Origin of the sequence: Billgrantia pellis (assembly GCF_008297955.1) — a bacterium.
Lineage (GTDB): Bacteria > Pseudomonadota > Gammaproteobacteria > Pseudomonadales > Halomonadaceae > Halomonas > Halomonas pellis.
Genome location: NZ_VTPY01000001.1, coordinates 221,705 through 246,458 on the forward strand (window position 1 = coordinate 221,705; position 24,754 = coordinate 246,458).

At 65.0% G+C, this 24,754-nt stretch carries 22 protein-coding genes; 10 read left to right on the top strand and 12 right to left on the bottom strand.

All coding sequences use genetic code 11. The features are described 5' to 3' along the window. Positions 1–52: 52 nt before the first annotated feature. Positions 53–1,510, top strand: coding sequence for an NAD-dependent succinate-semialdehyde dehydrogenase (locus F0A17_RS01105; protein ID WP_149326498.1), 1,458 nt, complete (start codon positions 53–55; stop codon positions 1,508–1,510). Positions 1,511–1,592: 82 nt separating this feature from the next. Here the strand turns inward: F0A17_RS01105 and purH are convergent, their stop codons facing one another. From purH to ppa, 8 genes are all read right to left on the bottom strand, one after another. After that, positions 1,593–3,176, bottom strand: coding sequence for a bifunctional phosphoribosylaminoimidazolecarboxamide formyltransferase/IMP cyclohydrolase (gene purH, locus F0A17_RS01110; protein WP_149326499.1), 1,584 nt, complete (start codon positions 3,174–3,176; stop codon positions 1,593–1,595). 72 nt (positions 3,177–3,248) lie between these two features. Then, entirely contained in the window at positions 3,249–3,533 is a 285-nt protein-coding gene (gene fis, locus F0A17_RS01115; protein WP_149326951.1) for a DNA-binding transcriptional regulator Fis, read from the bottom strand. Between the two features lie 62 nt (positions 3,534–3,595). Then, complete coding sequence (gene dusB / locus F0A17_RS01120; protein ID WP_149326500.1) at positions 3,596–4,639, bottom strand: tRNA dihydrouridine synthase DusB; 1,044 nt, start codon at positions 4,637–4,639, stop codon at positions 3,596–3,598. A gap of 76 nt (positions 4,640–4,715) precedes the next feature. Further along, positions 4,716–5,633, bottom strand: coding sequence for a 50S ribosomal protein L11 methyltransferase (prmA, locus tag F0A17_RS01125; protein ID WP_149326501.1), 918 nt, complete (start codon positions 5,631–5,633; stop codon positions 4,716–4,718). Between the two features lie 63 nt (positions 5,634–5,696). Then, positions 5,697–7,037, bottom strand: coding sequence for an acetyl-CoA carboxylase biotin carboxylase subunit (accC, locus tag F0A17_RS01130; protein ID WP_149326502.1), 1,341 nt, complete (start codon positions 7,035–7,037; stop codon positions 5,697–5,699). Positions 7,038–7,065: 28 nt separating this feature from the next. Next, positions 7,066–7,524, bottom strand: a complete 459-nt coding sequence (accB, locus tag F0A17_RS01135) for an acetyl-CoA carboxylase biotin carboxyl carrier protein (RefSeq protein WP_149326503.1) — start codon at positions 7,522–7,524, stop codon at positions 7,066–7,068. A 183-nt stretch (positions 7,525–7,707) separates the two neighbouring features. Then, positions 7,708–9,540, bottom strand: coding sequence for a protein-disulfide reductase DsbD (gene dsbD, locus F0A17_RS01140; protein ID WP_422670312.1), 1,833 nt, complete (start codon positions 9,538–9,540; stop codon positions 7,708–7,710). A 281-nt stretch (positions 9,541–9,821) separates the two neighbouring features. Continuing rightward, on the bottom strand, positions 9,822–10,352 hold the full coding sequence (gene ppa / locus F0A17_RS01145; RefSeq protein WP_149326505.1) for an inorganic diphosphatase: 531 nt from the start codon (positions 10,350–10,352) through the stop codon (positions 9,822–9,824). Between the two features lie 322 nt (positions 10,353–10,674). Here ppa and F0A17_RS01150 point away from each other — a divergent pair, with 322 nt between their 5' ends. Further along, a complete protein-coding gene (locus tag F0A17_RS01150; RefSeq protein ID WP_422670313.1) occupies positions 10,675–12,327 on the top strand; it encodes a protein kinase domain-containing protein in 1,653 nt (550 codons plus the stop codon). 66 nt (positions 12,328–12,393) lie between these two features. On the opposite strand, the gene F0A17_RS01155 is transcribed toward F0A17_RS01150, so the two are convergent. Beyond that, positions 12,394–13,653: a 6-phosphofructokinase gene (locus F0A17_RS01155; protein WP_149326507.1), complete on the bottom strand. Its 1,260-nt coding sequence runs from the start codon at positions 13,651–13,653 to the stop codon at positions 12,394–12,396. Between the two features lie 192 nt (positions 13,654–13,845). On the opposite strand from F0A17_RS01155, the gene mpl reads away from it, so the two are divergent. The 3 genes from mpl (at position 13,846) to F0A17_RS01170 (ending at position 16,565) form a co-directional block, all read left to right on the top strand. Continuing rightward, complete coding sequence (gene mpl / locus F0A17_RS01160; protein ID WP_149326508.1) at positions 13,846–15,225, top strand: UDP-N-acetylmuramate:L-alanyl-gamma-D-glutamyl-meso-diaminopimelate ligase; 1,380 nt, start codon at positions 13,846–13,848, stop codon at positions 15,223–15,225. Then, a complete protein-coding gene (locus tag F0A17_RS01165) occupies positions 15,218–15,859 on the top strand; it encodes a flavin prenyltransferase UbiX (protein WP_323849399.1) in 642 nt (213 codons plus the stop codon). The genes mpl and F0A17_RS01165 overlap by 8 nt, the downstream gene beginning before the upstream one ends. An 82-nt stretch (positions 15,860–15,941) precedes the next feature. Further along, entirely contained in the window at positions 15,942–16,565 is a 624-nt protein-coding gene (locus tag F0A17_RS01170; RefSeq protein WP_187774585.1) for a LysE family translocator, read from the top strand. Between the two features lie 15 nt (positions 16,566–16,580). Here the strand turns inward: F0A17_RS01170 and F0A17_RS01175 are convergent, their stop codons facing one another. The 3 genes from F0A17_RS01175 to F0A17_RS01185 are packed head-to-tail and all read right to left on the bottom strand — an operon-like array spanning position 16,581 to position 19,809. Next, positions 16,581–17,984, bottom strand: a complete 1,404-nt coding sequence (locus F0A17_RS01175; RefSeq protein WP_149326509.1) for a bifunctional DedA family/phosphatase PAP2 family protein — start codon at positions 17,982–17,984, stop codon at positions 16,581–16,583. A gap of 30 nt (positions 17,985–18,014) precedes the next feature. Further along, positions 18,015–18,947 (bottom strand): diguanylate cyclase domain-containing protein, encoded by a 933-nt coding sequence (locus tag F0A17_RS01180; protein ID WP_149326510.1) that lies wholly within the window; start codon positions 18,945–18,947, stop codon positions 18,015–18,017. Further along, positions 18,940–19,809, bottom strand: a complete 870-nt coding sequence (locus F0A17_RS01185) for a hypothetical protein (protein ID WP_149326511.1) — start codon at positions 19,807–19,809, stop codon at positions 18,940–18,942. Before F0A17_RS01185 ends, F0A17_RS01180 begins: the two co-directional genes overlap by 8 nt. Positions 19,810–19,900: 91 nt before the next feature. Between F0A17_RS01185 and F0A17_RS01190 the strand changes: the two genes are divergently transcribed. From F0A17_RS01190 to mrdA, 5 genes are all read left to right on the top strand, one after another. Continuing rightward, a complete protein-coding gene (locus F0A17_RS01190; protein ID WP_149326512.1) occupies positions 19,901–21,205 on the top strand; it encodes a glutamate-5-semialdehyde dehydrogenase in 1,305 nt (434 codons plus the stop codon). A 53-nt stretch (positions 21,206–21,258) separates the two neighbouring features. Continuing rightward, positions 21,259–21,888, top strand: coding sequence for a nicotinate-nucleotide adenylyltransferase (gene nadD, locus F0A17_RS01195; RefSeq protein ID WP_149326954.1), 630 nt, complete (start codon positions 21,259–21,261; stop codon positions 21,886–21,888). Positions 21,889–21,972: 84 nt separating this feature from the next. Next, positions 21,973–22,335, top strand: coding sequence for a ribosome silencing factor (gene rsfS, locus F0A17_RS01200; RefSeq protein WP_149326513.1), 363 nt, complete (start codon positions 21,973–21,975; stop codon positions 22,333–22,335). Next, positions 22,332–22,799 carry a 23S rRNA (pseudouridine(1915)-N(3))-methyltransferase RlmH gene (rlmH, locus tag F0A17_RS01205; RefSeq protein ID WP_149326514.1) on the top strand — a complete coding sequence of 156 codons (468 nt, stop codon included), beginning with the start codon at positions 22,332–22,334 and terminating at the stop codon, positions 22,797–22,799. Before rsfS ends, rlmH begins: the two co-directional genes overlap by 4 nt. Before the next feature lie 38 nt (positions 22,800–22,837). Further along, complete coding sequence (gene mrdA / locus F0A17_RS01210) at positions 22,838–24,745, top strand: penicillin-binding protein 2 (RefSeq protein WP_149326515.1); 1,908 nt, start codon at positions 22,838–22,840, stop codon at positions 24,743–24,745. Positions 24,746–24,754 lie beyond the last annotated feature (9 nt).

Consider the following 24,754-nt stretch of genomic DNA (forward strand, 5'->3'; position numbering starts at 1 on the left):
GACACGACCACGCATCGCTGACATCGAGGCCTACGAGGCCGGGAGACACGACATGGAAGCTCTCAAGGAAACACAACTCTATTGCCCCTTCGCTTATATCGACGGTAGCTGGGTCGCCGCCGATAGCGGCGAACAGATCGAGGTCACCAACCCCGCGACGGGGGAGACGTTCGGCACCGTGCCAAGGCTGGGGCGGATCGAGACCGAACGGGCGATCGCCGCGGCGGATGCGGCATTGGTCGGCTGGCGCGGACTCACCGCCCAGGAGCGGGCCGATATCCTAATGAAGTGGCACGACCTGATGTTCGAGCATCAGGACGATCTGGCCTTGATCATGACCTACGAGCAGGGCAAGCCGCTCAAGGAAGCAGCCGGCGAGATTGCCTACGCTGCCAGTTTCATTCGCTGGTATGCCGAGGAGGCGCGGCGGATCTATGGCGAGACCATTCCTGCTGGCAAGCCGAACCAACGTATCGTGATCACCAAGCAGCCGGTGGGTATTGTCGGCGCCATCACCCCCTGGAATTTCCCGGCGGCGATGATCACGCGCAAGGCCGGCGCGGCATTGGCGGCAGGTTGCACCATCGTGATCAAGCCCGCCAGCCAGACGCCGTTCTCGGCCACAGCGCTGGCATTGCTGGCCGAGCGTGCCGGGATTCCTCGAGGCGTGTTCAATGTGGTACCGGGGCGTGCCGGCGAGATCGCGGCAGCGCTCACCGAATCGCCACTGGTACGCAAGATCACCTTCACCGGATCCACCGAAGTCGGCCGCGAGCTGATGGCGCGCGCCTCGCAGCACATCCAGAAGATCTCGCTGGAGCTGGGGGGTAATGCGCCCTTCATCGTCTTCGAAGATGCCGACCTGGATGCCGCGGTGGAGGGCGCCATGGCGGCCAAGTTCCGCAATGCCGGGCAGACCTGTATCTGTACCAATCGTTTCCTGGTGCAATCCAGTGTCGTCAATGCCTTCTGCGAGAAGCTGGCCGTGGCGATGAACAGCGAGTTGAAAGTGGGCGACGGCACCGAGCCGGACATCAACATCGGCCCGCTGATTGACGAAAATGCGGTGAGCAAGGTCAGTGAGCACGTGCACGATGCGGTCGACAAGGGCGCCGAGCTGCTGCTGGGGGGGCATCCGCACCCGCTGGGCGGCAATTTCTTCACGCCCACGCTGATCAGCTTTGCCAACGGCGACATGAAGGTGGCGCACGAAGAAACCTTCGGTCCACTGGCCGCGGTGTTCCCCTTCGAGGACGAGGAGGACGCCGTGCAGATGGCCAACGACACCCAATACGGGCTCGCCTCCTACTTCTACTCCCGCGATCTGGGCCGCGTATGGCGCGTCGCCGACGCGCTGGAGTACGGCATGGTGGGTATCAATACCGGACTGATCTCCAATACGGCGGCACCGTTCGGCGGCGTCAAGGCCTCGGGGCTCGGCCGTGAGGGTGGCCATCAGGGGATCGAGGAGTTTCTGGAGACCAAGTACCTCTGCATCGATCTGGGGTAAACGCTTTACGCCATACGCGGTAAGCCGTAAGACACGAAAACCCCATCGGCTCCAGCCAATGGGGTTGTTGGTATCAGCGTCTTCAATGCCTAAAATGGCGCATGCCGGTGAACACCATGGCGATTCCCGCCTCGTTGGCGGCATCGATCACTTCCTGGTCGCGCATCGAGCCGCCGGGCTGGATCACTGCGGTGATACCGGCCGCCGCCGCAGCGTCGATACCGTCGCGGAAGGGGAAGAAGGCATCGCTGGCCATGACCGAGCCGGGTACTTCGAGTCCTTCGTCCGCCGCCTTGATCCCGGCGATCTTCGCCGAGTAGACGCGGCTCATCTGGCCGGCACCGACGCCGATGGTCTGGCCGTCCTTGGCGTAGACGATGGCGTTGGACTTGACGTACTTGGCTACCTTCCAGGCGAAAGCCAGGTCGCGCAGTTCCTGTTCGCTGGGAACGCGCTCGGTGACCACGGTGAGCTCATTGCGGCCGACCGTGCCCAGATCGCGGTCCTGCACCAGCAATCCGCCGGTGATGCGCTTGAAGTCGTGGGCGTGCTCGCGCTCGCCGGGCCAATTGTCGCCGACGTCTAGCAGGCGCACGTTCTGCTTCCCGGCGACGATGGCGGCGGCCTTTTCCTCGACGCCGGGGGCGATGATCACCTCGACGAACTGGCGGTCGAGGATGGCGCGGGCGGTGTCGGCGTCAAGCGGAACATTGAAGGCGATGATGCCGCCGAAGGCGCTGGTGGGATCCGTGGCAAAGGCTTTGTCGTAAGCTTCACGAGGCGTGGCGCCGACCGCCACGCCACAGGGGTTGGCGTGCTTGACGATCACGCAGGCCGTTTCGGTGAAGCTCTTGACGCATTCGAAGGCGGCATCGGTATCGGCCACGTTGTTGAACGACAGGTCCTTGCCCTGCAGCTGGCGCGCAGTGGCGACACTGGCCTCGCGGGCGTCGGCCTCGACGTAGAAGGCTGCGCTCTGGTGTGGGTTCTCGCCGTAGCGCATGGCCTGCTTCTTGACGAACTGCACGTTGTAGGTGCGCGGGAAGCCGTCCTCGCCGCCGGAGACTTGGCTGCCCAAGTAGTCGGCGATGGCGGCGTCATAGCCTGCGGTGTGCTCGAAGGCCTTCACTGCCAGGTCGAAGCGGGTCTCGGCACTGACGGCGCCATTGTGCGCATCGAGGTCGGCCACCACCCGCGCGTAGTCGCCGGCACTGACCACGATGGTGGTGTACGCATGATTCTTGGCGCAGGCGCGTACCATGGTCGGGCCGCCGATATCGATGTTCTCGATGGCGTTCTCGAGCGTGCAATCCGGGCGAGCCACGGTCTGGGCGAAGGGATAAAGATTGACCACCACCATGTCGATCGGAGCAATACCATGCGCGATCATGACGTCGTCGTCCTGACCGCGACGGCCGAGAATGCCGCCATGAATCTTGGGATGCAGCGTCTTGACCCGGCCATCCATGATTTCGGGAAAACCGGTGTGCTCGGAGACTTCCGTCACGTCGATACCGTTTTCCTGCAATAGCCGGAAGGTACCGCCGGTGGAGAGCAGTTCGATTCCCCGAGCCTGGAGGCTGCGGGCGAAGTCCACGACACCTGACTTGTCGGAAACGCTGATCAGGGTGCGGCGAACCGGTTGGGGAGCGGAAGTGTCGGCCATGGTGGGGAGCCACTCTGTATCGAAGTTGAAAGGAAAGGGTGACCGATGCGCATGACGCATCGGTGGGCTGCGTTAGATCAGGTCGTGCTGCTTCAGCTTCTTGCGCAGCGTGCCTCGGTTGAGGCCCAGGATCTCGGCGGCTCGGGTCTGATTGCCCTGGGTATGGTCCATGACGGCGGTCAGCAGCGGCGCCTCGACCTCGGCCATCACCATGGCGTAGAGGTCGGTCACGGTACCCCCGTCGAGGTGGGCGAAATAGCGTCGCATGGCGGCATCCACAGCGGCACGCAACGGCTGCTCCGCCAGGCTGGAAGGCGTGACGCCGGGCAGTGGCTCAGCCCCGCCGAGGTCCGACATTTCGCTGCAGGGTCCGCTGTCGAGACCCGACAGGTCGGCATTCGGGTTGAAGACTTCTCGGTTCATGCGGCACTGTTTCCATTGGTTGCCCACGGCGAGGGAACATCGCTCCCGGGGCGGAAAAGATCGTCGATGAAGTGATATTGATCGTCCGGTCGTTCCAAGGCGTTGAAGGCTGCCCTAAGCTCGCGCTGTCGGCCAGCATCGAAACGGCTGTCGGAAGCGAGATACCAGCCGAGATGCTTGCGTGCGATTCGCACCCCCATGTAGGCGCCGTAGAACGCATGGAGTTCGTGCAGGTGACCCTGCAGCACGTCGGCTCGTTCACTGGCATTGGGTGGGGAGCAGGGCCTGCCGTGGCGCAGATAGTGGTCGATCTCGCGAAAAATCCAGGGATTGCCTTGGGCGCCGCGGCCGATCATCACCGCATCCGCACCAGTATAGTCCAGAACCCGGGCGGCCTTCTGCGGCGAATCGATGTCGCCGTTGGCAAAGACCGGGATATTCACCGCCTGCTTGATGGCAGCGATAGTGTCGTACTCGGCCTCGCCGGAGTAGCGCTGCTGCCGGTGGCGGCCATGCACCGCCAGAGCCTGGATACCGGCCAACTCGGCGAGTCGGGCCACCCGCACGCCATTGTTGCTCTGCGCACACCAGCCGGTGCGGATCTTGAGCGTGACGGGAACCCCCACGGCGGCCACTACCGCTTCGAGAATGTCTGCCACCAGCGATTCGTCACGCAATAGCGCCGATCCGGCGGCCTTGTTGCAGACCTTCTTGGCCGGACACCCCATGTTGATATCGATGATCTCGGCGCCCTGTGCGACGTTGAGCCGGGCCGCCTCGGCCAGCATGGCAGCATCCCCGCCAGCGATCTGCACCGACCGTGGGCCGGGCTCGCCCCGGTGATCCATGCGCTGGCGCGATTTGCGCGTATGCCATAGCGCGGGGTCCGACGTCACCATTTCGCCCACCACCAGGCCTGCGCCCAACCGTCGGCAGAGCTGGCGAAAGGGGCGATCGGTGACGCCGGCCATGGGGGCCAGGATGACCCGGTTGGGCAGGCGGTGACGGCCGATCTGTGGCAGCGGGCGGCTATCGGGCATAGGGCGGACTAGTGGGTTCGGGGCTGCATATCATACGCCCCCATGGCAGTGGGGTGAAGGTATCCATTGGCGTGGTTCAGGCAGGCGGACGACGGCCGCTGAGCCGGACCCAGCCCTCGCGCGTCTCGGGCTCGTCCATGATCATGCCCAGGGCGCGGTAGGCCTCCAGCACCTCATCGGCCTGACGCTCGAGAATGCCGGAGAGCGCCAGGTGGCCGCCCGGCGCCACGTGGCCGGCGATCATCGAGGCCAGCTCGATCAGCGGACCCGCGAGAATGTTGGCCACCACGACGGGGAAGACATGCCCGGCCTCGAGCTGCTCGGGATAGCAGAGCGTGAAGGCGCTCTCGTCGATCCCGTTGCGTTCGGCGTTGTCGCGGCTGGCCTGTAGCGCCTGGGGATCGATGTCGGTGCCGGTGGCGTGGCTCGCTCCCAGTTTCAGAGCGGCAATAGCAAGAATGCCCGAGCCACAGCCGACGTCGAGGACTTCGCAGCCGGTCAGCCCATCCGTCAAGGCCAGAGCATCGAGCCATTCGAGGCACAGCGCCGTGGTGGGGTGGGTGCCGGTGCCGAAGGCCAGTCCCGGGTCCAGGTGCAGGTTGATCGCGTCGGGCTCGGGTGGGCGGTGCCAACTGGGCACGATCCACAGACGCTGGCCCATGCGCAGCGGCTGAAAGTCCTCCATCCACTCGCGCTCCCAGTCGCGATCGGCAAGCAGCTCGTGCTGGATCTCGGGGCACGGCTCGCCCGGCAGCGTTTCGGCCCAGGCCGCCGCCAGGCGCTCGAGCATGCCCTCCAGTCCTTCCAGGTCGTCATACAGGCCGGTCAGGATCGTTTCGTTCCATAGCGGCGTGGTGCCTCGCTCGGGCTCGAATACCGGATCATCGTGGGCGTCCTGTAGCGTGATGGCGGTGGCGCCTTCGGCCAGCAGCAGCTCCTCAAGCAGCTCGGCCTGCTCGGGGATGATGCGTGCCGTGAGTTGCAGCCAGGGCATGGAAACCTCCGTGCGAACGCAGACGGGGTGGCCGTGGCCACCCCGCCGGGAGCGAAACTCGGCTCAGGAGCCGAGCTTTTTCTCCAGGTAGTGAATGTTGACCCCGCCCTGCTGGAAGTGCCCGTCACGAACCAGATCCTTGTGCAGGTCGGTGTTGGTCTTGATGCCTTCCACCAGCAGCTCGTCGAGGCCGTTGCGCATGCGCGTCAGCGCAATGTCACGGCTGTCGCCCCAAGTGATCAGCTTGCCGATCAGCGAGTCGTAGTGGGGCGGTACCGTATAGCCGGTGTAGAGGTGCGAGTCCATGCGTACGCCGAGACCGCCTGGCGGGTGGTAGAGGGTGACCTTGCCGGGAGAGGGCATGAAGGTGCGTGAATCCTCGGCGTTGATGCGGCACTCGAAAGCATGGCCGTTGAGCTTGATGTCCTCCTGGCGAAGCGCCAGGGGCAAGCCCGAAGCGATACGCAGCTGCTCGCGTACGATATCCACGCCGGTGACCATTTCAGTGACGGGATGCTCCACCTGAACGCGGGTGTTCATCTCGATGAAGAAGTACTGACCGTCTTCGTAGAGAAACTCGAAGGTACCGGCACCGCGGTAGTCGATCTCGATACAGGCTTCGCGACACGCTTCGAGCACCTTGGCCCGGGCTTCCGGATCGATGCCCGGAGCCGGTGCCTCTTCCAACACCTTCTGGTGGCGCCGCTGCAGCGAGCAGTCGCGATCGTAGAGATGAATGGCATTGCCCTGACCGTCTGCCAGCACCTGAACTTCGACGTGGCGCGGGCGCTCCAGGAACTTCTCCATGTACACCGTACCGTCACCGAAGGAAGCGTGCGCCTCGGTCCGGGTCACGTTGATCGCCGACAGCAGATGCCCCTCGGTATGCACCACACGCATGCCGCGGCCGCCACCGCCGGCAGCGGCCTTGATGATGACCGGATAGCCGATGCGCCGGGCGATGGCGATGTTCTCGTTCTCGTCATCCCCGAGAGGGCCATCCGAGCCGGGCACGGTGGGTACGCCGGCCTTTTTCATCGCTTCGATGGCGCTGACCTTGTCGCCCATCAGACGAATGGTTTCAGCACGTGGGCCAATGAAGACGAAGCCGGAGCGTTCCACCTGCTCGGCGAAGTTGGCATTCTCCGAAAGAAAGCCATAGCCAGGATGAATGGCACTGGAATCGGTGACTTCCGCTGCGCTGATCAGCGCGGGGATATTGAGGTAGGACTGGGCCGAGGGCGCCGGTCCGATGCATACGGCCTCGTCGGCCAGGCGCACGTGCATCAGCTCACGGTCGGCCTTGGAGTGAACCGCGACGGTCTTGATGCCCAGTTCCTTGCAGGCGCGCAGGATTCGCAGGGCGATCTCGCCGCGATTGGCGATGAGAACCTTGTCCAGCATAGGGAGTCCGCCAGTGTCGGGTGAAAGATCAGGTGATGATGAGCATCGGCTGGTCGAATTCGACCGGCTCGCCGTCCTCGACCAGTATCGCCTCGATCACGCCATCACGGTCGGCCTCGATCTGGTTCATCATCTTCATCGCTTCGACGATGCACACCGTCTCGCCCTTCTTGACGCTCTGTCCCACTTCGACGAAGGGCTTCGAGCCGGGCGCCGGGCTACGGTAGAAGGTACCGACCATGGGCGAGGTCAGTGCATGGCCCTGGAAGCTTGACGGGGCCTCCTCGGGCTCAGCGGCCGAGGCCGGCGCCGGCTGGCTCGGGGCAGGCGGTGGCGTGGCATATTGGGGCATGGGGGCTTGTGGCCAGCTCACTCCGTTGGGATGCCGGCTGATGCGCACCGATTCTTCGCCTTCCTGAATCTCGATTTCGCTGATATTGGATTCTTCGAGCAGCTCGATCAGTTTCTTGACCTTGCGGATATCCATGTTACGTCTCGATCGGTGGGTAGAGGGCGATGGTCCGGGCGCTGTCAACCCGGACCAACTTCAGATAGATCACGGCAAGATGACGAACATTGCCGACGCTATCGGCCTTGATAGGCGTTGTTGGCGGAGTGTGCCTAAAAACCCGGGGGATGTCCAGCCGGTCGAGAACGGTGTTCGAGCCGGTCAGGAGCGGGCCAGCGTGGCGATGTCCGCCTCGCTTGGCGCTTCGGTCTCGAACCAGTCGAGCAGGCGATGCAGATGGTCGGCGAACTCGGTAGCACCGACCTCGCCCTGGATGCGAGCCTCACGGATCTCCTCTTCACCGCTGAAGAATAGCAGGCTCGGCGGACCGAACAGGCCGAAGTGATCGAGCAGCTCACGAGTGGCGGCGTCGGTGCGCGTGACGTCGACATTGATGCGTGCGAAGCGCTGCAATGGCTCGGCCACCTGGGGGGCGGGATAGACCTGGCGCTCCAGTTGCTTGCACGAGACGCACCACTCGGCGGTGAAATGGACGAAGGTGGGGCGTTGCCCATCGGCTTCACGCAGTGCGGCACGTAGTGCCTCGAGGTTGGCGACGGTGGTGATCTCGCTGGCCTCGGGGGCTACCGAGCGGGTCAGGCCGGGAGCCAGGGGGCGCAACGGATCGCTGCCGCCCATCGCAGCCCCGATGACCAGGGTGATGCCCCAGGTCAGCAGCATCAGGCCGACAGCCTGGCGTAGCCGGGGCCAGCCCTGGCCCAGGTTGAACGACAGTGCATCCAGGGTCAGGGCGCTGCCGATCGTCAGCGCCGCCCACAGCAACAGGCTCACGGAAGGAGGTAGCAAGCGCTCGACCAGCCATACCGCCACGCCGAGCAGCAGGATGCCGAAGGCGATCTTGACGCCATTCATCCAGGCACCGGAACGCGGCAGGGCGGTAGCGCCGAAGGTGCCGACCAGCAGCAGCGGCACTCCCATGCCGATTCCCAGGGCGAGCAGCGCGGCGCCGCCCATCAGAGCGTCGCCGGTGGAAGAGATAAACACCAGGGCGCCCGCCAGCGGGGCCGACACGCACGGCGAGACGACCAGTACCGAGAGCGCCCCGGCACCGGCCAGGCCGAACGGACCGCTGCGCTGGGCACGAGCCTGCCAGGTGTCGACGTGTGCGGCCAGGCGCGGCGACAGACGCAGGTTGAAGGCGCCGAACATGACCAGCGCGAACAGAACGAAGAGCAGGGCGAAGGCGATCAGCACCGGCGGCGCCTGCAGGTGCGCCTGCAGGTTCAGCCCCGCGCCGAACAGACCCATCAGGACGCCGGTCAGCGCATACGTCAGCGCCATGCCGGCAACGTAACTGGTCGAGAGGGCGAAGGCGCGCGGTCGAGTCGGGTTCTGGCCGACGATGATCGAGGACAGGATCGGCACCATCGGCAGAACGCAGGGGGTGAAGGTCAACCCCAATCCGGCGAGGAAGAACAGGCCCAGCGCCAGCGGAAGACTGGCCTCGTCGATCAGTCTACTGAAGCGGCCGTCTTCGCTCTGCGGGGCCGAGGAGGCGATACCGGAGGCGGCCAGCGCCGAACCCGCTTCCGTGTCTTCGCTCTGCCCATTCGGCTCGTCGGAGAAGGCCGTCGGTGCCGCCCCCTCGGGAGCCTGGAGCGCTACTTGCTCCGGCGGGTAGCAGAGCCCGGCATCGGCGCAGCCTTGGAAACGGACCGATACGTCGAGCGGTCCCTCGGCGCCCTTGACGAGCGGTGTCTCGAAGACCACGCGATCGTAGAAGACATAGACGTCACCGAGAAACTCGTCGCGCTTGAAATGGCCTTCGGGCAGGATGGGGTCGCCCAGTTCGACGCCTCCGTCGTGACTCTGGACATTGAATTGGTGGCGGTAGAGGTAGTACCCCTCGGCGTTCTCGAAGCCGACGTAGAGCGTCTCGCCATCGTGCCAGGCGCTGGGCTGGAAGGCTTCGTGCACCGGCAGAAACGTGTCCGGCTGGTTCGAAGAGGAGAACCACTGGGCCTGGGCCGCCATGGGCAGCCACAGCAGCAGGGCGAGCAGCAGTCGACGGGCGAAGCGGAGGTGGGTCAATGCAGTCATCCCTCTGACGAGCGAGAGCGCCTCCCGATGGACCGGCTGCGACGTCCCGGGTTCCGAGTGGGGTAGGCGACACCCGGGTTTGTGCTAGCGTACCTCAGGTGCAGGGAGGGGTGAACCGGCAGGCGTGGGCAGGGCTGCGCCGCTTTGTCGCATGACCAGCCTGGCCTTGGGCGTTGTTGGGGGGCGGACCGCATGAAGCGGCCCGCGGCGGGATCTCAGGCTTTGTCGTAGGCGGACACGGCTTTTTCGATGGCCTTGCGGGCGGCTTCGACGCCCTCCCAGGATTCCACCTTGACCCACTTGCCCTTCTCGAGATCCTTGTAGTTCTCGAAGAAGTGGGCGATCTGCTGACGCAGCAGCTCCGGCAGATCGGTCACTTCCTGTACCTCGTCGTAGAGCGTGGTCAGCTTGGCATGGGGCACGCAAACCAGCTTGGCATCCTCGCCGGCCTCGTCGGTCATGTTCAGGATACCGACCGGGCGGGCACGGATGACGCTACCGGGCTGGACCGGATAGGGTGTGACCACCAGCGCGTCGAGCGGATCGCCATCATCGGCCAAGGTGTGCGGAATGAAACCGTAGTTGGCCGGATAGAACATCGGGGTGGCCATGAAGCGATCTACCAGTAGCGCCCCCATGTCCTTGTCGATCTCGTACTTGATCGGTGCGTGATTGGCGGGGATCTCGATGGCGACGTAGACGTCGTTGGGAAGGTCCTTGCCGGCGGGGATATGGTCGAAATTCATCGTCGCTTCCTTCGTTGGCCAAAAGTGGAATCACCGCAAAATGCGCCGAATTATACGGAGCCGGTCGGATGTTTACCAATGCGACATAGGTGACGGGCGCCGAGGCTGGTGCAACCGTCGACGCGGTTTTGGCTTTGGTTGACAGGTGGCGTGTCCGACAACCGTGTATGATGGCCGACGCCAGAGTGTTCGACCAGCCAACCGGAGCGAGTGGGTGATCAGCGGCGAAATCATTAAGGAGCGTGTCTTGCCATCCAACCGACTGTCGTTGAGTGTCGGCCAGGCCTTCGTGGCGCCGGATCGTTGCAACCATCGCAGCTCCATGTCGGTTCGCGTGGCCGAGGAACCGGGGCAGCTCGCCGCCAAGGGCGCCTGTGCGCTGATCAGCGATACCAGCTCGCGCAATGCCATCGCCAAGCAGGCCGGCGATCTCAGTGTGCGCGGTTTTCTGGCCGACTATTTCTCGACTCCCGATCACTGGGACGTCAAGACCTCCGCGACGCGAGTGCTGCGCGCCCTCAACGGCTGGTGCTACAGCCAGAGCACCTTCGTCGAGAACGGTAGCTACGTGGCATCGCTCTCCGCCATGGTCTATCGCGGTCGCGAAGCGCATTTGTTCCACATGGGCGATACCCTGGTGTTCCGCCTGCGCGGTGCGGAATTCGAGCAACTCTCGCGCGATCATATCACCGACCTGGGTGGCTATCGCTACCCGTCACGTGCACTGGGCCTGGATGGCAGTATCGATATCGATTACTTGTGTCTGCCGCTGAAACAGGGCGATATCTTCTTGTTCACCACCCAGGCGGTGCGCGGCACGTTGATGCCCTCCGATTACGTGCGATTGATTCGCCAGGACGCCAGCGATCTCGACGCGGCCTGCGAGCGGCTCGCCGCGGCGGCCCGTGAGCGGGCGCAGGAGCGAGGCTACGGCGCCGACCAGTTCTGCTTCCAGCTGGTTCGCATCGACCAATTGCCGGAAGAGGAGCGCGATCACCCGGGCCGCATCTACGGCGACCTACCGATTCCGCCCGAGCTGTCGCCAGGGGAGCGAATCGATGGGCTGGAGGTGCAGGAGGTGCTTTCGCGCACCGCGCAATCGAGGGTCTATCGGGTGCGCGACACGCACAGTGAGCGTGAGATGGTAATGAAGGCGCCAAGCCCCGAACTATCCCATCGCAACGCCTATATGGAGCATTTCCTGCTGCAGCAATGGGTGGTGGAGCGAGTCAAGTCGCCATTCGTCGCCCGCGTCATGGAGCCTTCGCGTCCGCGCCGTTACCTTTATTACCTGATGGCCTACGTCGAGGGCGTCACGCTGACCGAGTGGGCCCGTCGCCATCCCCAGGCCAGCCTGGCCCAGCGGCTGGACATTGCCGCCCAACTGGGCAAGGCGGTACAGGCGCTGCACCATCGCGATCTGCTGCATCAGCGCATCCACCCCGACAACATCCTGATCGACCTGCACGGCCAGGTGGTGCTGACCGACTTCAGCGCCTGTGGCATGCGTGATCTGGAAGGACATCGCCGATCGCGTGAACTGGCACGTCAGACCGGGCTTTCCGAGCACAGCGCCCCGGAATACGCGCTGGACGACAGCGTCGGGCGGCGCAGCGATCAATATTCGCTGGCGTCGACCATCTACTGGCTGGTGACTGGCGAGCTGCCCTACGAGCTGACACCGGATCGCCTGCGTAGCCACACCGACCTCGAACGACTGAGCTATCGCAGTGCACGCCTGTTCAATCCCGAAGTCTCACCGCAGCTAGACGATACCTTGCGGCGTGCGCTCGATCCTCAGCGTTCGCTGCGTTTCCGACGCATGACGGAGTTGCTCTACGCACTGCGCCAGGATAGCCGCCCCGCTGCCGTACGCCGTGATCCTCGGCGCCTGCTGCGCGAACCGGCCAACTTCTGGCAGGGCGTGGCAGCCATTCTCCTGTTGTTGCTCGTGCTTTCCTGGCTGTTGAGATGAGAACGGGCGTCCTTGCAAACGAGAAGCCCGGCCATGGCCGGGCTTCTCGTTCAATCGCGCAGTGCGTCAGATCTTGAAATCCGGCAGCTTGCGTTCGACCTTGGTCAGCTTCAGGCGGGCAACCCGGGGCAGTCCATTCTCGAAAGGCGGAAACTCTTCGCCTTGGATCAGCGGGGCGAGGTAGCGGCGGCAGGCATCGGTAATGCCGAAACCGTCCTCGCGGATGTAGTCGCGGGGCATGAATTTCTCGCGGTTGGCCACCTCGGCCAGCGGCGCGGGCTCGATACGCCATTCGTAGGGCGTGTCGCTGACGCGCCTGATGGCCGGCATCATGGCGTTCTGGCCGGCAACGGCCAGTTCCACGGCGTGCTGGCCGACGGCATAGGCCTGTTCCACATCGGTGCGTGATGCCAGATGACGTGCGGCTCGCTGCAGGTAGTCGGCCACCGCCCAGTGGTACTTGTAACCGAGGTCCTGCTTGACCATGCCGGCCAATGTCGGCGCCACGCCACCCAACTGGCGGTGGCCGAAGGCGTCGGTATTGCCCGAGTCGGCGAGGAAGGTGCCGTCTTCGTAGCGGGCGCCTTCGGAAACCACGATCACGCAGTAGCCGTAGCGCTCCACGCACTCCTCGACGCGCGCCATGACCTTGGTCCGCTCGAACGGTACCTCGGGAAAGATCACCAGATGAGGCGGTTCGCCTTCGCCGCTTCCGGCCAAGGCGCCCGCGGCGGCGATCCAGCCGGCATGGCGACCCATCACCTCGAGCACGAACACCTTGGTCGAGGTGGCACACATGGAGGCGATATCCAACGAGGCCTCGAGGGTGGAGGTGGCGATGTACTTGGCGACGCTGCCGAAGCCCGGCGAGTTGTCGGTGATCGGCAGGTCGTTGTCGACGGTCTTGGGCACATGGATGGCGGTCAGGGGATAGCCCATCTTCTCGGAGAGCTGGGAAACCTTGAGGCAGGTGTCGGCACTATCGCCGCCGCCATTATAGAAAAAGTAGCGGATGTCGTGGGCCTTGAAGACCTCGATCAAGCGCTCGTACTGGGCGCGGTGGCTCTCGATGTCCTTGAGCTTGTAGCGGCACGAACCGAAGGCGCCACCGGGAGTATGGCGCAGGGCGGCGATGGCCTCGTCCGATTCCTGGCTGACGTCGATCAGGTCCTCGGTCAGGGCACCGATGATGCCGTTGTGTCCGGCATAGACCTTGCCGATATGATCGGCGTGTTGACGGCAGGCTTCGATCACGCCGCAGGCGCTGGCATTGATCACGGCGGTGACACCGCCAGACTGGGCGTAGAAGGCGTTATGCTGGGCCATGGGGCTTGCGTGCTCCTGGTCTCGTGCGGGGGAAGGTTCCGTTTCAAACTTCACGACAAGGCGAAATATTTTAGCCGAAAGGCGGCGAGCCTGCACGCCGCTGGAGGGCCGCCACCGGGCCGTGCTAGTCTGCCGCTTTCTCGGCGGCGGGCGGCAAACGCCTGCATTACCTGGTGAAAGGGTCGAAATTTCATGCACCTTCACATTCTCGGCATCTGCGGCACTTTCATGGGCAGCCTGGCGCTGCTGGCGCGAGACCTGGGGCACACCGTCACCGGGTCGGATACGGGTGTCTATCCGCCGATGAGCACCCAGCTCGCGGAGGCCGGTATCGACTTGTGCGATGGCTACCGTGCCGACAATCTGTCGTCGCGCCCCGATCTGGTAGTGGTGGGTAATGCCCTATCGCGCGGCAATCCGGAGGTAGAGGCGGTGCTCGACATGGGGCTGCCCTATGTTTCCGGCCCCCAGTGGCTGGCCGAGCATGTTCTGCCGGGCAGGCGGGTCATCGCCGTGGCGGGCACCCACGGCAAGACCACCACGGCGAGCCTCACTGCCTGGCTGCTGGAGTCGGCGGGTCGGGCACCGGGCTTTTTGATCGGGGGCGTGCCGCGCAATTTCGGCGTTTCGGCGCGTCTCGGTGCGCCTGGGTCGCCGTTCGTGATCGAGGCCGACGAGTACGACACGGCATTCTTCGACAAGCGCTCCAAGTTCGTCCATTACCGCCCTGAGATCGCGGTGCTGGGCAATCTCGAATTCGACCATGCCGATATCTTTGATAACCTGGCGGCCATCGAGCGGCAATTTCATCATCTGGTGCGCACCGTGCCGGGCCGGGGGCGGTTGTTGGTCGCCGATGCCGAGCCGGCCCTCGAGCGGGTGCTGGCCATGGGTAGCTGGACGCCGGTGGAGCGCTTCGGCAGCGAGGCGGCGAGCCCGTGGCGCATCGAACTCGAGCGCGACGACGCCTCACGTTTCCGGGTCATTCATCAGCGGGGCGAGGTAAACGAAGACGCTGTGGTCGACTGGAGCCTGACAGGAGCCTACAACGCGCGCAACGCGCTGGCCGCGCTGGCGGCGGCGCATGCCTGTGGAGTCGACCTGGCGCGTGGCTGTGCGTCAGCGTCCCGCTTCGAGACGCCGCGGCGACGCCAGGAGCTGCGCGGCGAGGTGGCCGGCATTCAGGTGATCGACGATTTCGCTCATCATCCCACCGCAATTGCCGCCACCCTGGAGGGGCTGCGCGCCGCCACGCCACGCGGCCGGCTGCTGGCGGTCATCGAGCCGCGCTCCAACACCATGCGCCTAGGCACGCTGCGCGACAGGCTCGCGTCGAGCGTGAGCGCCGCCGATACGGCATTCTGGTACCAGCCGCCGGGGCTCGACTGGTCGCTCGATCCGGTGCTCGAGGCGAGCCCGGTACCGGCCAGGCTCGAGCAGGACATCGGCGCCCTGGTGGCGGCGCTGGTGGCCGAGGCGCGCCCCCTTGACCGCATCGTGATCATGTCCAACGGCGGCTTTGGCGGCATACATGCAAAATTGCTCGCCGCGCTAGAGGTGGCGCATGGCTGAGGCGAGTTCCGGGCCGATGGGCGAGACGGTCTTCCAGCCGCCGGTTACGGTGGCGATCACCGGCGCCTCCGGTGCTCAATACGGGCTGCGTCTGATCGAGGCGCTGGTGGCTGCTGACCATGCGGTATGGGTGATGATCTCGAAGGCCGCCCATCTGGTGATCGACACCGAGACCGATGCCGCCTTGCCGGCCCGTCCCGAGCGGCTGGCCGTGGCGCTGGCGGAGCGCTGCGGTGCGCGCGCCGGGCAGATCCGCTGTTTCGGGCGCGAGGACTGGATGGCACCGGTGGCATCCGGGTCCGGGGCGCCATCGTCCATGGTGATCTGCCCCTGCAGTACCGGCACACTCTCGGCGGTTGCGACAGGGGCCAGTAACAACTTGATCGAACGAGCCGCCGACGTGGCGCTCAAGGAGCGGCGCCAGCTGATCCTGGTGCCACGCGAGACGCCGCTATCGGCGATCCATCTCGAGCATATGCTTGCGCTGACCCGTATGGGAGCGGTGATCCTGCCGGCGGCGCCGGGCTTCTATCATCGGCCGGCGACGGTGAACGACCTCATCGACTTCATTGTGGCGCGCATTCTCAATCAGCTCACCATCGAGCACCGGCTCTTGCCGCGTTGGGGGGAGTGAGGGCGGCGATGCTCGCAAAAGGTGTCATACCTCTCTCATCGCATCCTGGCAGGCTCGGCGGACACGAACGAGGCCAACCCGCATGATCAAGCTATCGCTGATGTCGGTCTTCGTGCCGACATTCCTGTTCGTCTCGCTGACGCCCGGTATGTGCATGACGTTGTCCATGGTGCTGGGCATGACGCAAGGCGTACGTCGTACCTTGTGGATGATGGCGGGTGAGTTGGTCGGGGTGGGCTTGGTGGCCGCTGCCGCCGGTGCCGGCGTGGCCACGCTGATGTTGCGCCAGCCCGAGCTCTTCGCCCTGTTCAAGTGGGTGGGCGGCGCCTACCTGGCCTATCTGGGCGTGATGATGTGGCGTTCACGTGGACGCATGGCGATCCCGCTTGAGCGTATGGAGCTGGCGCCGGCGTCGCGCGGTCAACTGGCGCTGCAAGGGTTCGTCACCGCCGTGGCCAATCCCAAGGGGTGGGCATTCTTCGTTGCGTTGTTGCCGCCCTTCCTCGACCCCGCGCAGCCTCTGAGCGGTCAGCTCGCAATGCTGATCGCGGTGATCCTCTCCATCGAATTCGCATGCCTTCTGCTGTATGCCGCCGGCGGGCGAGGCCTGCGCCGTCTGCTGGGCGAGAGCGACAACGTGCGGTTGCTCAACCGCCTTGCCGGCTCGCTGATGCTCGGCGTTGGCGTCTGGCTGGCCTTTGGCTGATCGGAGTCGACACGGCTAGATCGGCGGCAGCCAGATCACGCGGGCACTCAGCAGTGTCAGCGAGGTGACGCTCAATAACCGCCAAGGGCAGGGGGAGAGCGGCGTGCGCGGCTTGCTTTGCCAGGCCAGACGCACGAGGGCACAGACCACCAGCCCGAGCAGGCCGCCGCCGATGAGGTCGGTGAGCCAATGCACGCCGATGACCAGACGCGACAGCGCCATGGGAAGAATCAAGGCGATGGCCAGCCAGTAAGCCCAGACTCGTCTCTGCTGGGGGAGTTCGCTCGCGATGAAGGCTGCTGCGAGGCCATACACCACCACCGCCGATGAGGCGTGGGCACTGGGATAGGCCAATGAGCCGAGCAGATAGTCCGGCGTGTCGGGGCGAGGGCGCGCGATGAGAGCCTTGCCCAGGATATTGAGCACGGCGATGGCCCCGAGCCCGGTGGCGATATGGACGAAGGCGGCTAAATGACCTCGAGCCAGGAGCCATGCGCCCCAGGGCAGGACCAGGGCAAGGATGCCGGCGAGGTCGCCGACCTTGGCCAGCAGTTGGCCGGCTTCAGGCAGCAACGGCACGATGAGCGCCGTGAACAGGGCATACACATGCAGATCGATGGGAAAGGGGCCATCCTGCCGAATCACTGCGATGGTCAGCCCCGAGAGGCCGCCCAGCGAGAAAATCAACAGCAACCAGCTCGCCAGAGGCACTTCCCCCTGACCGCGCCAGCTCTGGTTCAACCATAGCCGCCGGAGCAGGGGGCGCTGGCGCGCGCTTCGGGCCAGCAGGCGATAGATACGTCCGCTGCGGCTGACCTGATAGCGTAGCCAGGAGAAAGCCACGATCAACGCTACGATCAACAACGCCAGCACCACGAGCAGTTCCTCGAGCCCGGAGGGAACGTCGAGCAGCTGCTGCCAGGTCTGGCCCAGCAAGTAGCCGGGCAGCACATAGGCGGGCGCCCATAGCGCGGCCGATATCAGGTTCGCCCACAGGAAGGAGCGTGGCGCCATGTGCAGCATTCCCGCCGTCAGAGGCACGATCGGCCGCACGGGACCGACGAAGCGGCCGAGGAAAACCGACAGGCCGCCGTACCGCTGAAAGAATCGGGCGCCACGGGCCAGCCATTCGGGGTGACGCGAGAGCGGCCATATCCGGCTCACTCGCTCTCGCTGGGTATAGCCCAGGGCGAAGCTGATGCCATCGCCCAGCACGGCGCCGACGAATGCCGCCAGGAGCAAACCGGTCAGCGCCATATCCTGGTGGCCGGCGAGGGAAGCGACTGCCGTGATCAGCACCACACCGGGCAGCAGCAAACCGATCAGTGCCAGCGATTCGACCAGGGCGATGGCAGCGATGAGCAGCAACAGCGTCTCGGGCGTGGGGGCGAGCTGCTGAAGAAACTCGGTAGGGCTCAAGCATCGACTCCTTGTATATGCAGCGTGCCGTCAGGGTTCGCTGAGCTGCCGGGTCAGGGCCAGCAGGCGCTGCTCGAAGCGCGGCCAGCTCTCGCCCGCCAGGCGTTGGCATAGCGCGCTGGGCACGCGTAGCGGGCCGGTATCGACGAGCACTGTCGTCTCGACGGTCTGGCCGATGCGCTGCTGCACCATCTGGGCTCCGCTCTCGCTGGTGTCCGGCAGCACCAGCCAGAAGGTGGCCGGACTCTGCCGGCCGAGGAAATCGTGGCGCCTCGAGCAACGGCTGACCGATTGGCAGAGAGCGTCGAGCAAGGCTTGGCGTGCCCGGCTCCCGAACTGTTCGCTGGCCATTTCCAACTGCGGCAGGTGGAGCACCAGTACGGCAAGCGGCTGGTCCAGCTTCTGTGTGCGCTGGTATTCGCTGGCCAGCAATTCATGCAGCGCTTCACGGACCAGCGCGTTGCAGTGCGGATCGCGGGGGTCGGTGGCGTTGAGCAGCGCTCGCTGGCGTTTTTGCTCCCAGGGTATCAGGGCGGCCACCAGCGTCATGGCCAGATAGCTGATCGTCAGGTGACTGTCCACCGTGGTCTCGCCAAGCAGTACCAGCCACACGGGGGCCAACAGCAGGTTGAGCAGCATGGCTGAGGCCAGCGGCAGCAACAGGACGGTCAGCAATGGCGGCAGTCCGAGCCACATGATGCCCGATTCGTCCAGACGAGGCAGCTCCAGCGCCAGCATCAGGTAGCCTGCGATCAGAGCCAGATAGGACGACAGGCGGGCCTGGCTGGCGCTCGATAGGCGCAACAGGCAGGCCACCAACATGACCAGGGCCAGAGCGGCGGGCGGCAGGATACGATCGTACTCGCCCATCAGATAGTGCCAGGCCGCATAGCCACCCAACAGCAGGGCAGCGATGGCGTAGGCAACGATGAAGCGCATCGCGCGGTCGCGGCTGTCATCCATGCGCACTCTCCGCTTCGATTTCGAAATCGCTGGATTGACGCTCGAATCGCTTCAACAACTCGCCGAGCGCCCCGACCGCATTCAGCGCGGTGAAGCGTACCTTGGCGCTGGGGCGCAATCCCTTGAGCAGAGCGCGACGGCGTTTCTGCGCCTGGTGAACGTCGCGGCTGAGCAGCAGTACCGCCAGGGTGCGGTGGTCGAGGCGGTAGCAGTTCTCGAACTGATGGGTCAGGCGACACAGGTCCTGGGCCAGCGTCCAGAACTGATGGCGCGGCGCGCGCAGCAGCATCAGTTCGCCATACACGCCCTCACGGCGACAGCGGGCGCGTTCTCGGCGCAAGTCGATCGCGAGCCGCTGGGCGCTCCACAGCGGCAGACCGGGGATTAGGCGTACACGTTGACGTGCCGCCGCACGGGCCGGCAACAAGTGCCGATTGCGAGCCAGGCCGAGCAGCATCAACGACAGCAGCACAAGGCCCGAGAAGAGCGTCTGCTCGATGCCGAGCAAGTCCGCCAGTGACCACCAGGTGATGCCGGCCAGTACGCAGGAAAGGGTGAGGATCCAGCCAGGCTGGGGCAGCATCAGCAGCGCCGGCCAGGCCCATAGCCAGAGGGCGTGGCGCTCCGGATCCACCCAGAGCAGCCCTGCCAGCAGCAGGCTCGGTAATATTTGCCAGGGCACCGTGGCGGGGCGCCGATGACTGAACTCCAGCAGGGCCGCGGTGAGCGCCAGCCAGGCGCTGGCCAGCCCCAGCAGCAGCGCGCTGGAGAGCGGCTCCGAGAGATAGGCCAGCAGGGCCAGCAGCGCCGCCGCGGCCCATAGGTTCAGGCGCATCAGCCTGACTTTGTACTTGCTCTGCATGGTGCCTTACTATGAGGGTTCGACGCGGTGTCGCGCCAGTATAACGTTCGCAGCGCCATGTGGCGCTCAGTCCAGGAGACTCTCGTTCCGCATGATCGCTAACGCCTCCCGTACCGAACGCGCCGATGCGCATGACATCGGCGACGTCGCCGCCTACATGACCACGCTGGGTCAGGCGGCCCGCGCCGCCGCCACGCAAATGCGGCGTGCCAGTACTTCCGACAAGAACCGCGCCCTGCTGGCCATGGCCGATCACCTGGCGCGTCGCCGGGACGAGGTGTTGGCCGCCAATGCCGCCGACCTCGTTCGCGGTCGCGAGACTGGCCTCGATACTGCCTTGCTGGATCGCCTGGCACTCGACGAAGCCCGCTTCGACGCCATGATCGAGGGGCTGCATCAAGTCGCGGGGCTGCCCGACCCCGTCGGCGAAATCGATGGCTTGCGGTCACGCCCCAGCGGCATCCAGGTGGGCCAGATGCGAGTGCCGCTGGGCGTGATCGGCATCGTCTACGAATCGCGGCCCAATGTGACCCTCGAGGCCGCCAGCCTCTGCCTCAAGTCCGGCAATGCCTGCATTCTGCGCGGCGGCTCCGAGGCGCGCGACGCCAACGCTGCGATCGCCACGTGCATTCGCGAGGGACTGCTGGAGGCCGGCCTGCCCGGCGCGGCGGTGCAGGTGGTGGCCACCACCGATCGAGCTGCCGTGGGTCACCTGATCTCCATGCCGGAGTATGTCGACGTGATCATTCCGCGCGGCGGCAAGTCGCTGATAGAGCGGATATCCCGCGAGGCGCGCGTGCCGGTGATCAAACACCTCGATGGCGTATGTCATGTCTATGTCGATGCCACGGCCGACTTCGACAAGGCACTGGCCATTGCGGTCAATGCCAAGACCCAGCGCTACGGCACCTGCAACACCATGGAAACGCTGTTGCTCGATGCGCCGGTTGCCGACACCTTGCTGCCGAAGCTGGCCGCGGCCTATGCCGAGCATGGCGTCGCGCTGCGCGGCTGCGAGCGTACCCAAGCCATCCTAGGCGGTATCGCCGCCGCCACCGAGGAGGACTGGCATGCCGAATACCTGGCGCCGATTCTGGCGATTCGCGTGGTCGATGGCATCGAGGCGGCCATCGAGCACATCGAGCGCTATGGTTCGCACCACACCGATGCCATCGTCACCGAGCACTACGGGCTGGCGCGGCGCTTCATGGCCGAGGTCGACTCCAGCTCGGTGATGGTCAATGCCTCGACACGCTTCGCCGACGGTTTCGAGTACGGCCTGGGCGCGGAGATAGGCATTTCCACCGACAAGCTTCACGCTCGCGGCCCGGTGGGGCTCGAGGGGCTGACCACGCGCAAGTACATCGTGCTGGGCGATGGTCAGGTTCGGCAGTGAGCGAAGCGCCCGGACGCGGCTCGCCAGCGCCGAACCGGCCGCCGCGCATCGCCATGCTCGGCGGCACCTTCGATCCGGTGCATCTCGGTCATCTGCGCAGCGCCGTGGAACTGCGCGAGGCCTTGGGGCTCGATCGCGTGCACATGGTGCCCGCCAAGGCTCCGCCCCTGCGTGGGCAGCCTCGTGTGTCGCCCCGGGAACGTCTCGCGCTGCTACGCCTCGGGATTGGCGACACGCCGGGGCTGGTTGCCGATCCGCGCGAACTCGAGCGCGACGGACCGTCCTACAGCGCCGACACCCTGACGGATCTGCGCCATGAGTATGGCCCCGAGGCACGCCTGGTCATGGCGCTGGGGCACGACGCCTTTCTACGCCTGGCCGATTGGCATTCGCCGACGCGACTCTTCGAACTGGCACATCTGGTGGTCATCGACCGCCCCGATTTCGACGCCCCGCTGTCGCCGCCGCTGGGTGAACTCATTGCAGGGCGCGAGGTCGATAGCGGCGACATGTTGTGGCGGCGGCCCGCCGGGAGCTTGCTACGCCTCGCTCTGCCCACCCGGATGGCGATTTCGGCCACGGAGGTGCGGCGTCGGCTGGCGGAAGGGAGCAGCGTTCGATACCTCCTGCCCGAAGCGGTGGAGGCACGTCTTCTTGCCGATTCACTGTATCGGCGCAGCTAGGCATGTTTGGCGCCGGCAGGCGCGACGCTACCGCCGTGAGGCGCTACAATGGCAGCGACCAAGACTTCCCGTTGACGAGGGGCTATGCACAACGATTCGCTCAAGACTCTGGTGGTGGACGCTCTGGAGGATCTCAAGGCCAAGGACGTGGCTCTGCTCGACGTATCCCGGTTGACCAGCGTGACCGACCTGATGGTTGTGGCCAGCGGCACATCCACTCGGCACGTGACCGCTCTTGCCGACAGTGTCATCGAGAAAGCCAAGGCCAACGACATCCAGCCGCTGGGGGTGGAGGGGCAATCGGGCTCCGACTGGGTGTTGGTGGATCTCGGCGATATCGTGGTACATGTCATGCTTCCCGAGACGCGCCAACTCTACGATCTTGAGCGGCTGTGGGCCGACCTGCCCAGCGACAGCGAGCTGCAGCAAGGGCATAGCGGCGCATGAAGGTCCGCCTGATGGCGGTCGGTACGCGCATGCCCGGCTGGGTGAGCGAAGGAGTCGAAGAGTACCGCAAGCGGCTACCGCGCGATTTTTCCCTGGAGGTCGAAGAGATCGCTCCCGGACAGCGCGGCAAGAATGCGGATGTCGCACGTGCCGTGGCTCTCGAGGCGCAGCGTATCCGGGAACGTCTCCGCGGTGACGAGATCACGGTGGCATTGGAAGTCGAAGGGCAGGCCTGGAGCACCCGGCGCCTGGCTCGGGAAGCCGAGGAGTGGCGGCTTGCGGGGCGTGATGTGGCCCTTCTGATTGGCGGCCCCGATGGCCTCTGTCCCCAGCTCTCGGCCAGCGCCGACAGGCGCTGGTCGCTATCGCCTCTTACCCTGCCGCACCCGCTGGTGCGGGTGATCCTGGCCGAGCAGCTTTATCGCGCCTGGACACTGCTGGTGGGGCACCCCTATCACCGCTGAGTGGCGGCTACACAAGAACCAGCGAGATCATTGCCGGCATGCGAGATCGCCGTGACACCCTCAAGAATCCTGAGCAAGAACTGCGTATCTTTCGTATGCGGGCGCTGCTGGCGGCGTTGATCGTCCTGCTCCTGACCGGACTGCTGGTGGGGCGCCTCGGCTACCTGCAGATCGTTCAGCATGAGGTCTACAGTACGCGCTCCGAGAAGAATCGCGTGCGCGTGGAGCCGCTTCCGCCCACCCGGGGACTGATCTACGATCGCAACGGCGTGCTACTGGCCGAGAATCGACCCACCTACAACCTGACCCTGATCCGCGAACGCGTCGAGGATCTCGACGCGACCCTCGATTTGCTCGAGGAGTTGCTCGAACTCTCGGAGGAGGAGGCCGAGGGGTTTCGCCTCCGGGCCCGCCAGCCGCAGCGGCCGTTCCAGCCGTCGCTGCTGATGAGTGAACTCGACGAGAGGCAAATTGCAAGGCTGGCGATCAATCGTCATCGTCTGCCCGGTGTCGAAGTCGAAGCGCAACTGCTGCGCTATTATCCCGATGCCGACATCATGGCGCATGCCCTGGGTTATGTGGGGCGGATCAATGCCGAGGAACTCAAGAACCTCGATCCGGGGCGCTATGCCGGTACCCATTTCATCGGCAAGACCGGCGTCGAGCGCTTCTACGAGGACGTATTGCATGGCCAGGCAGGCCTGCGCCAGGTGGAAACCAATGCCCGCGGGCGCGTTCTGCGCGAACTGGGGCGTACCGACCCGATACCGGGACGGAATCTGACACTGACGCTCGACAAGGAACTGCAGGCGCTGGCCTACGAGCTACTCGACGGCCGCCGCGGCTCCATCGTCGCCATCGCACCCAAGACCGGCGAGATCCTGGCCATGGTGTCGGCACCCGGGTTCGACAGCAACAGGTTCGTCACCGGTATCGACTTCGCCTCCTACCGTGCCCTACAGGAGGATATCGACCTGCCGTTGTTCAACCGCGCTATTCGGGGTCAGTATCCGCCGGGCTCGACGATCAAGCCGTTCCTGGCCCTCGCCGGGCTTGCGGAAGGGGTCATCACGCCCGAGCGAACCATTAACGATCCAGGCTTCTATCAATTACCCAACGATAGCCGCCGCTACCGCAACTGGCTGCGTTGGGGGCATGGGCGCGTCGACATGGAGCGCTCCATCGCGGTCTCCAACAACACCTACTATTACTCGCTGGCCCATGACATGGGCATCGACCGGCTACATGCGCAGATGAGTGCATTCGGTTTCGGTCAACGCGTCGGTCACGACGTGTTCGGCGAGAGTGCTGCGCTGATGCCCTCAAGGGAGTGGAAACGCGGCCGCTTCAACCAGCCCTGGTACCCGGGCGAGACGCTTTCGGTCGGTATCGGTCAGGGGTACTGGCAGGTTACGCCGCTGCAGCTCGCGACCGCCACGGCGGTGCTGGCCAATCGTGGAGAGTGGGTCAAGCCGCGCCTGGCACGGCGGATCGACGACGAGCCGGTTCCGCAGGAACTTCCCGATACGCCCGACGATATCACCATCGCCAACGATGCCTGGTGGGATCGCATCTTCTCGGGCATGGAAAAGGTTCTCAGCGGCAGCGAGGGTACTGCCCGGCGTACCGGGGTGGGACTGGAATATCGCATGGGAGGGAAATCCGGCACCGCCCAGGTCTTCTCCTTGGGACAGGATCAAAAGTACAACGCCGAGGAGCTCGCCGAGCGGCTGCGGGATCATGCGCTATTCATGGCATTCGCTCCGTTGGAGGACCCGCAGATCGCCGTGTCCGTGATCGTCGAGAACGCTGGCGGCGGCAGCACGCATGCGGCGCACCTGGCGCGAGCGATTACCGATGCCTGGCTGCTTGAGGAGGAGGCACCCGACGTCGAGGAAGTTCGCGAGACGCTGGAAAATGACACCGGCACCGTGGCGGGGAACTGAGCGATGGCC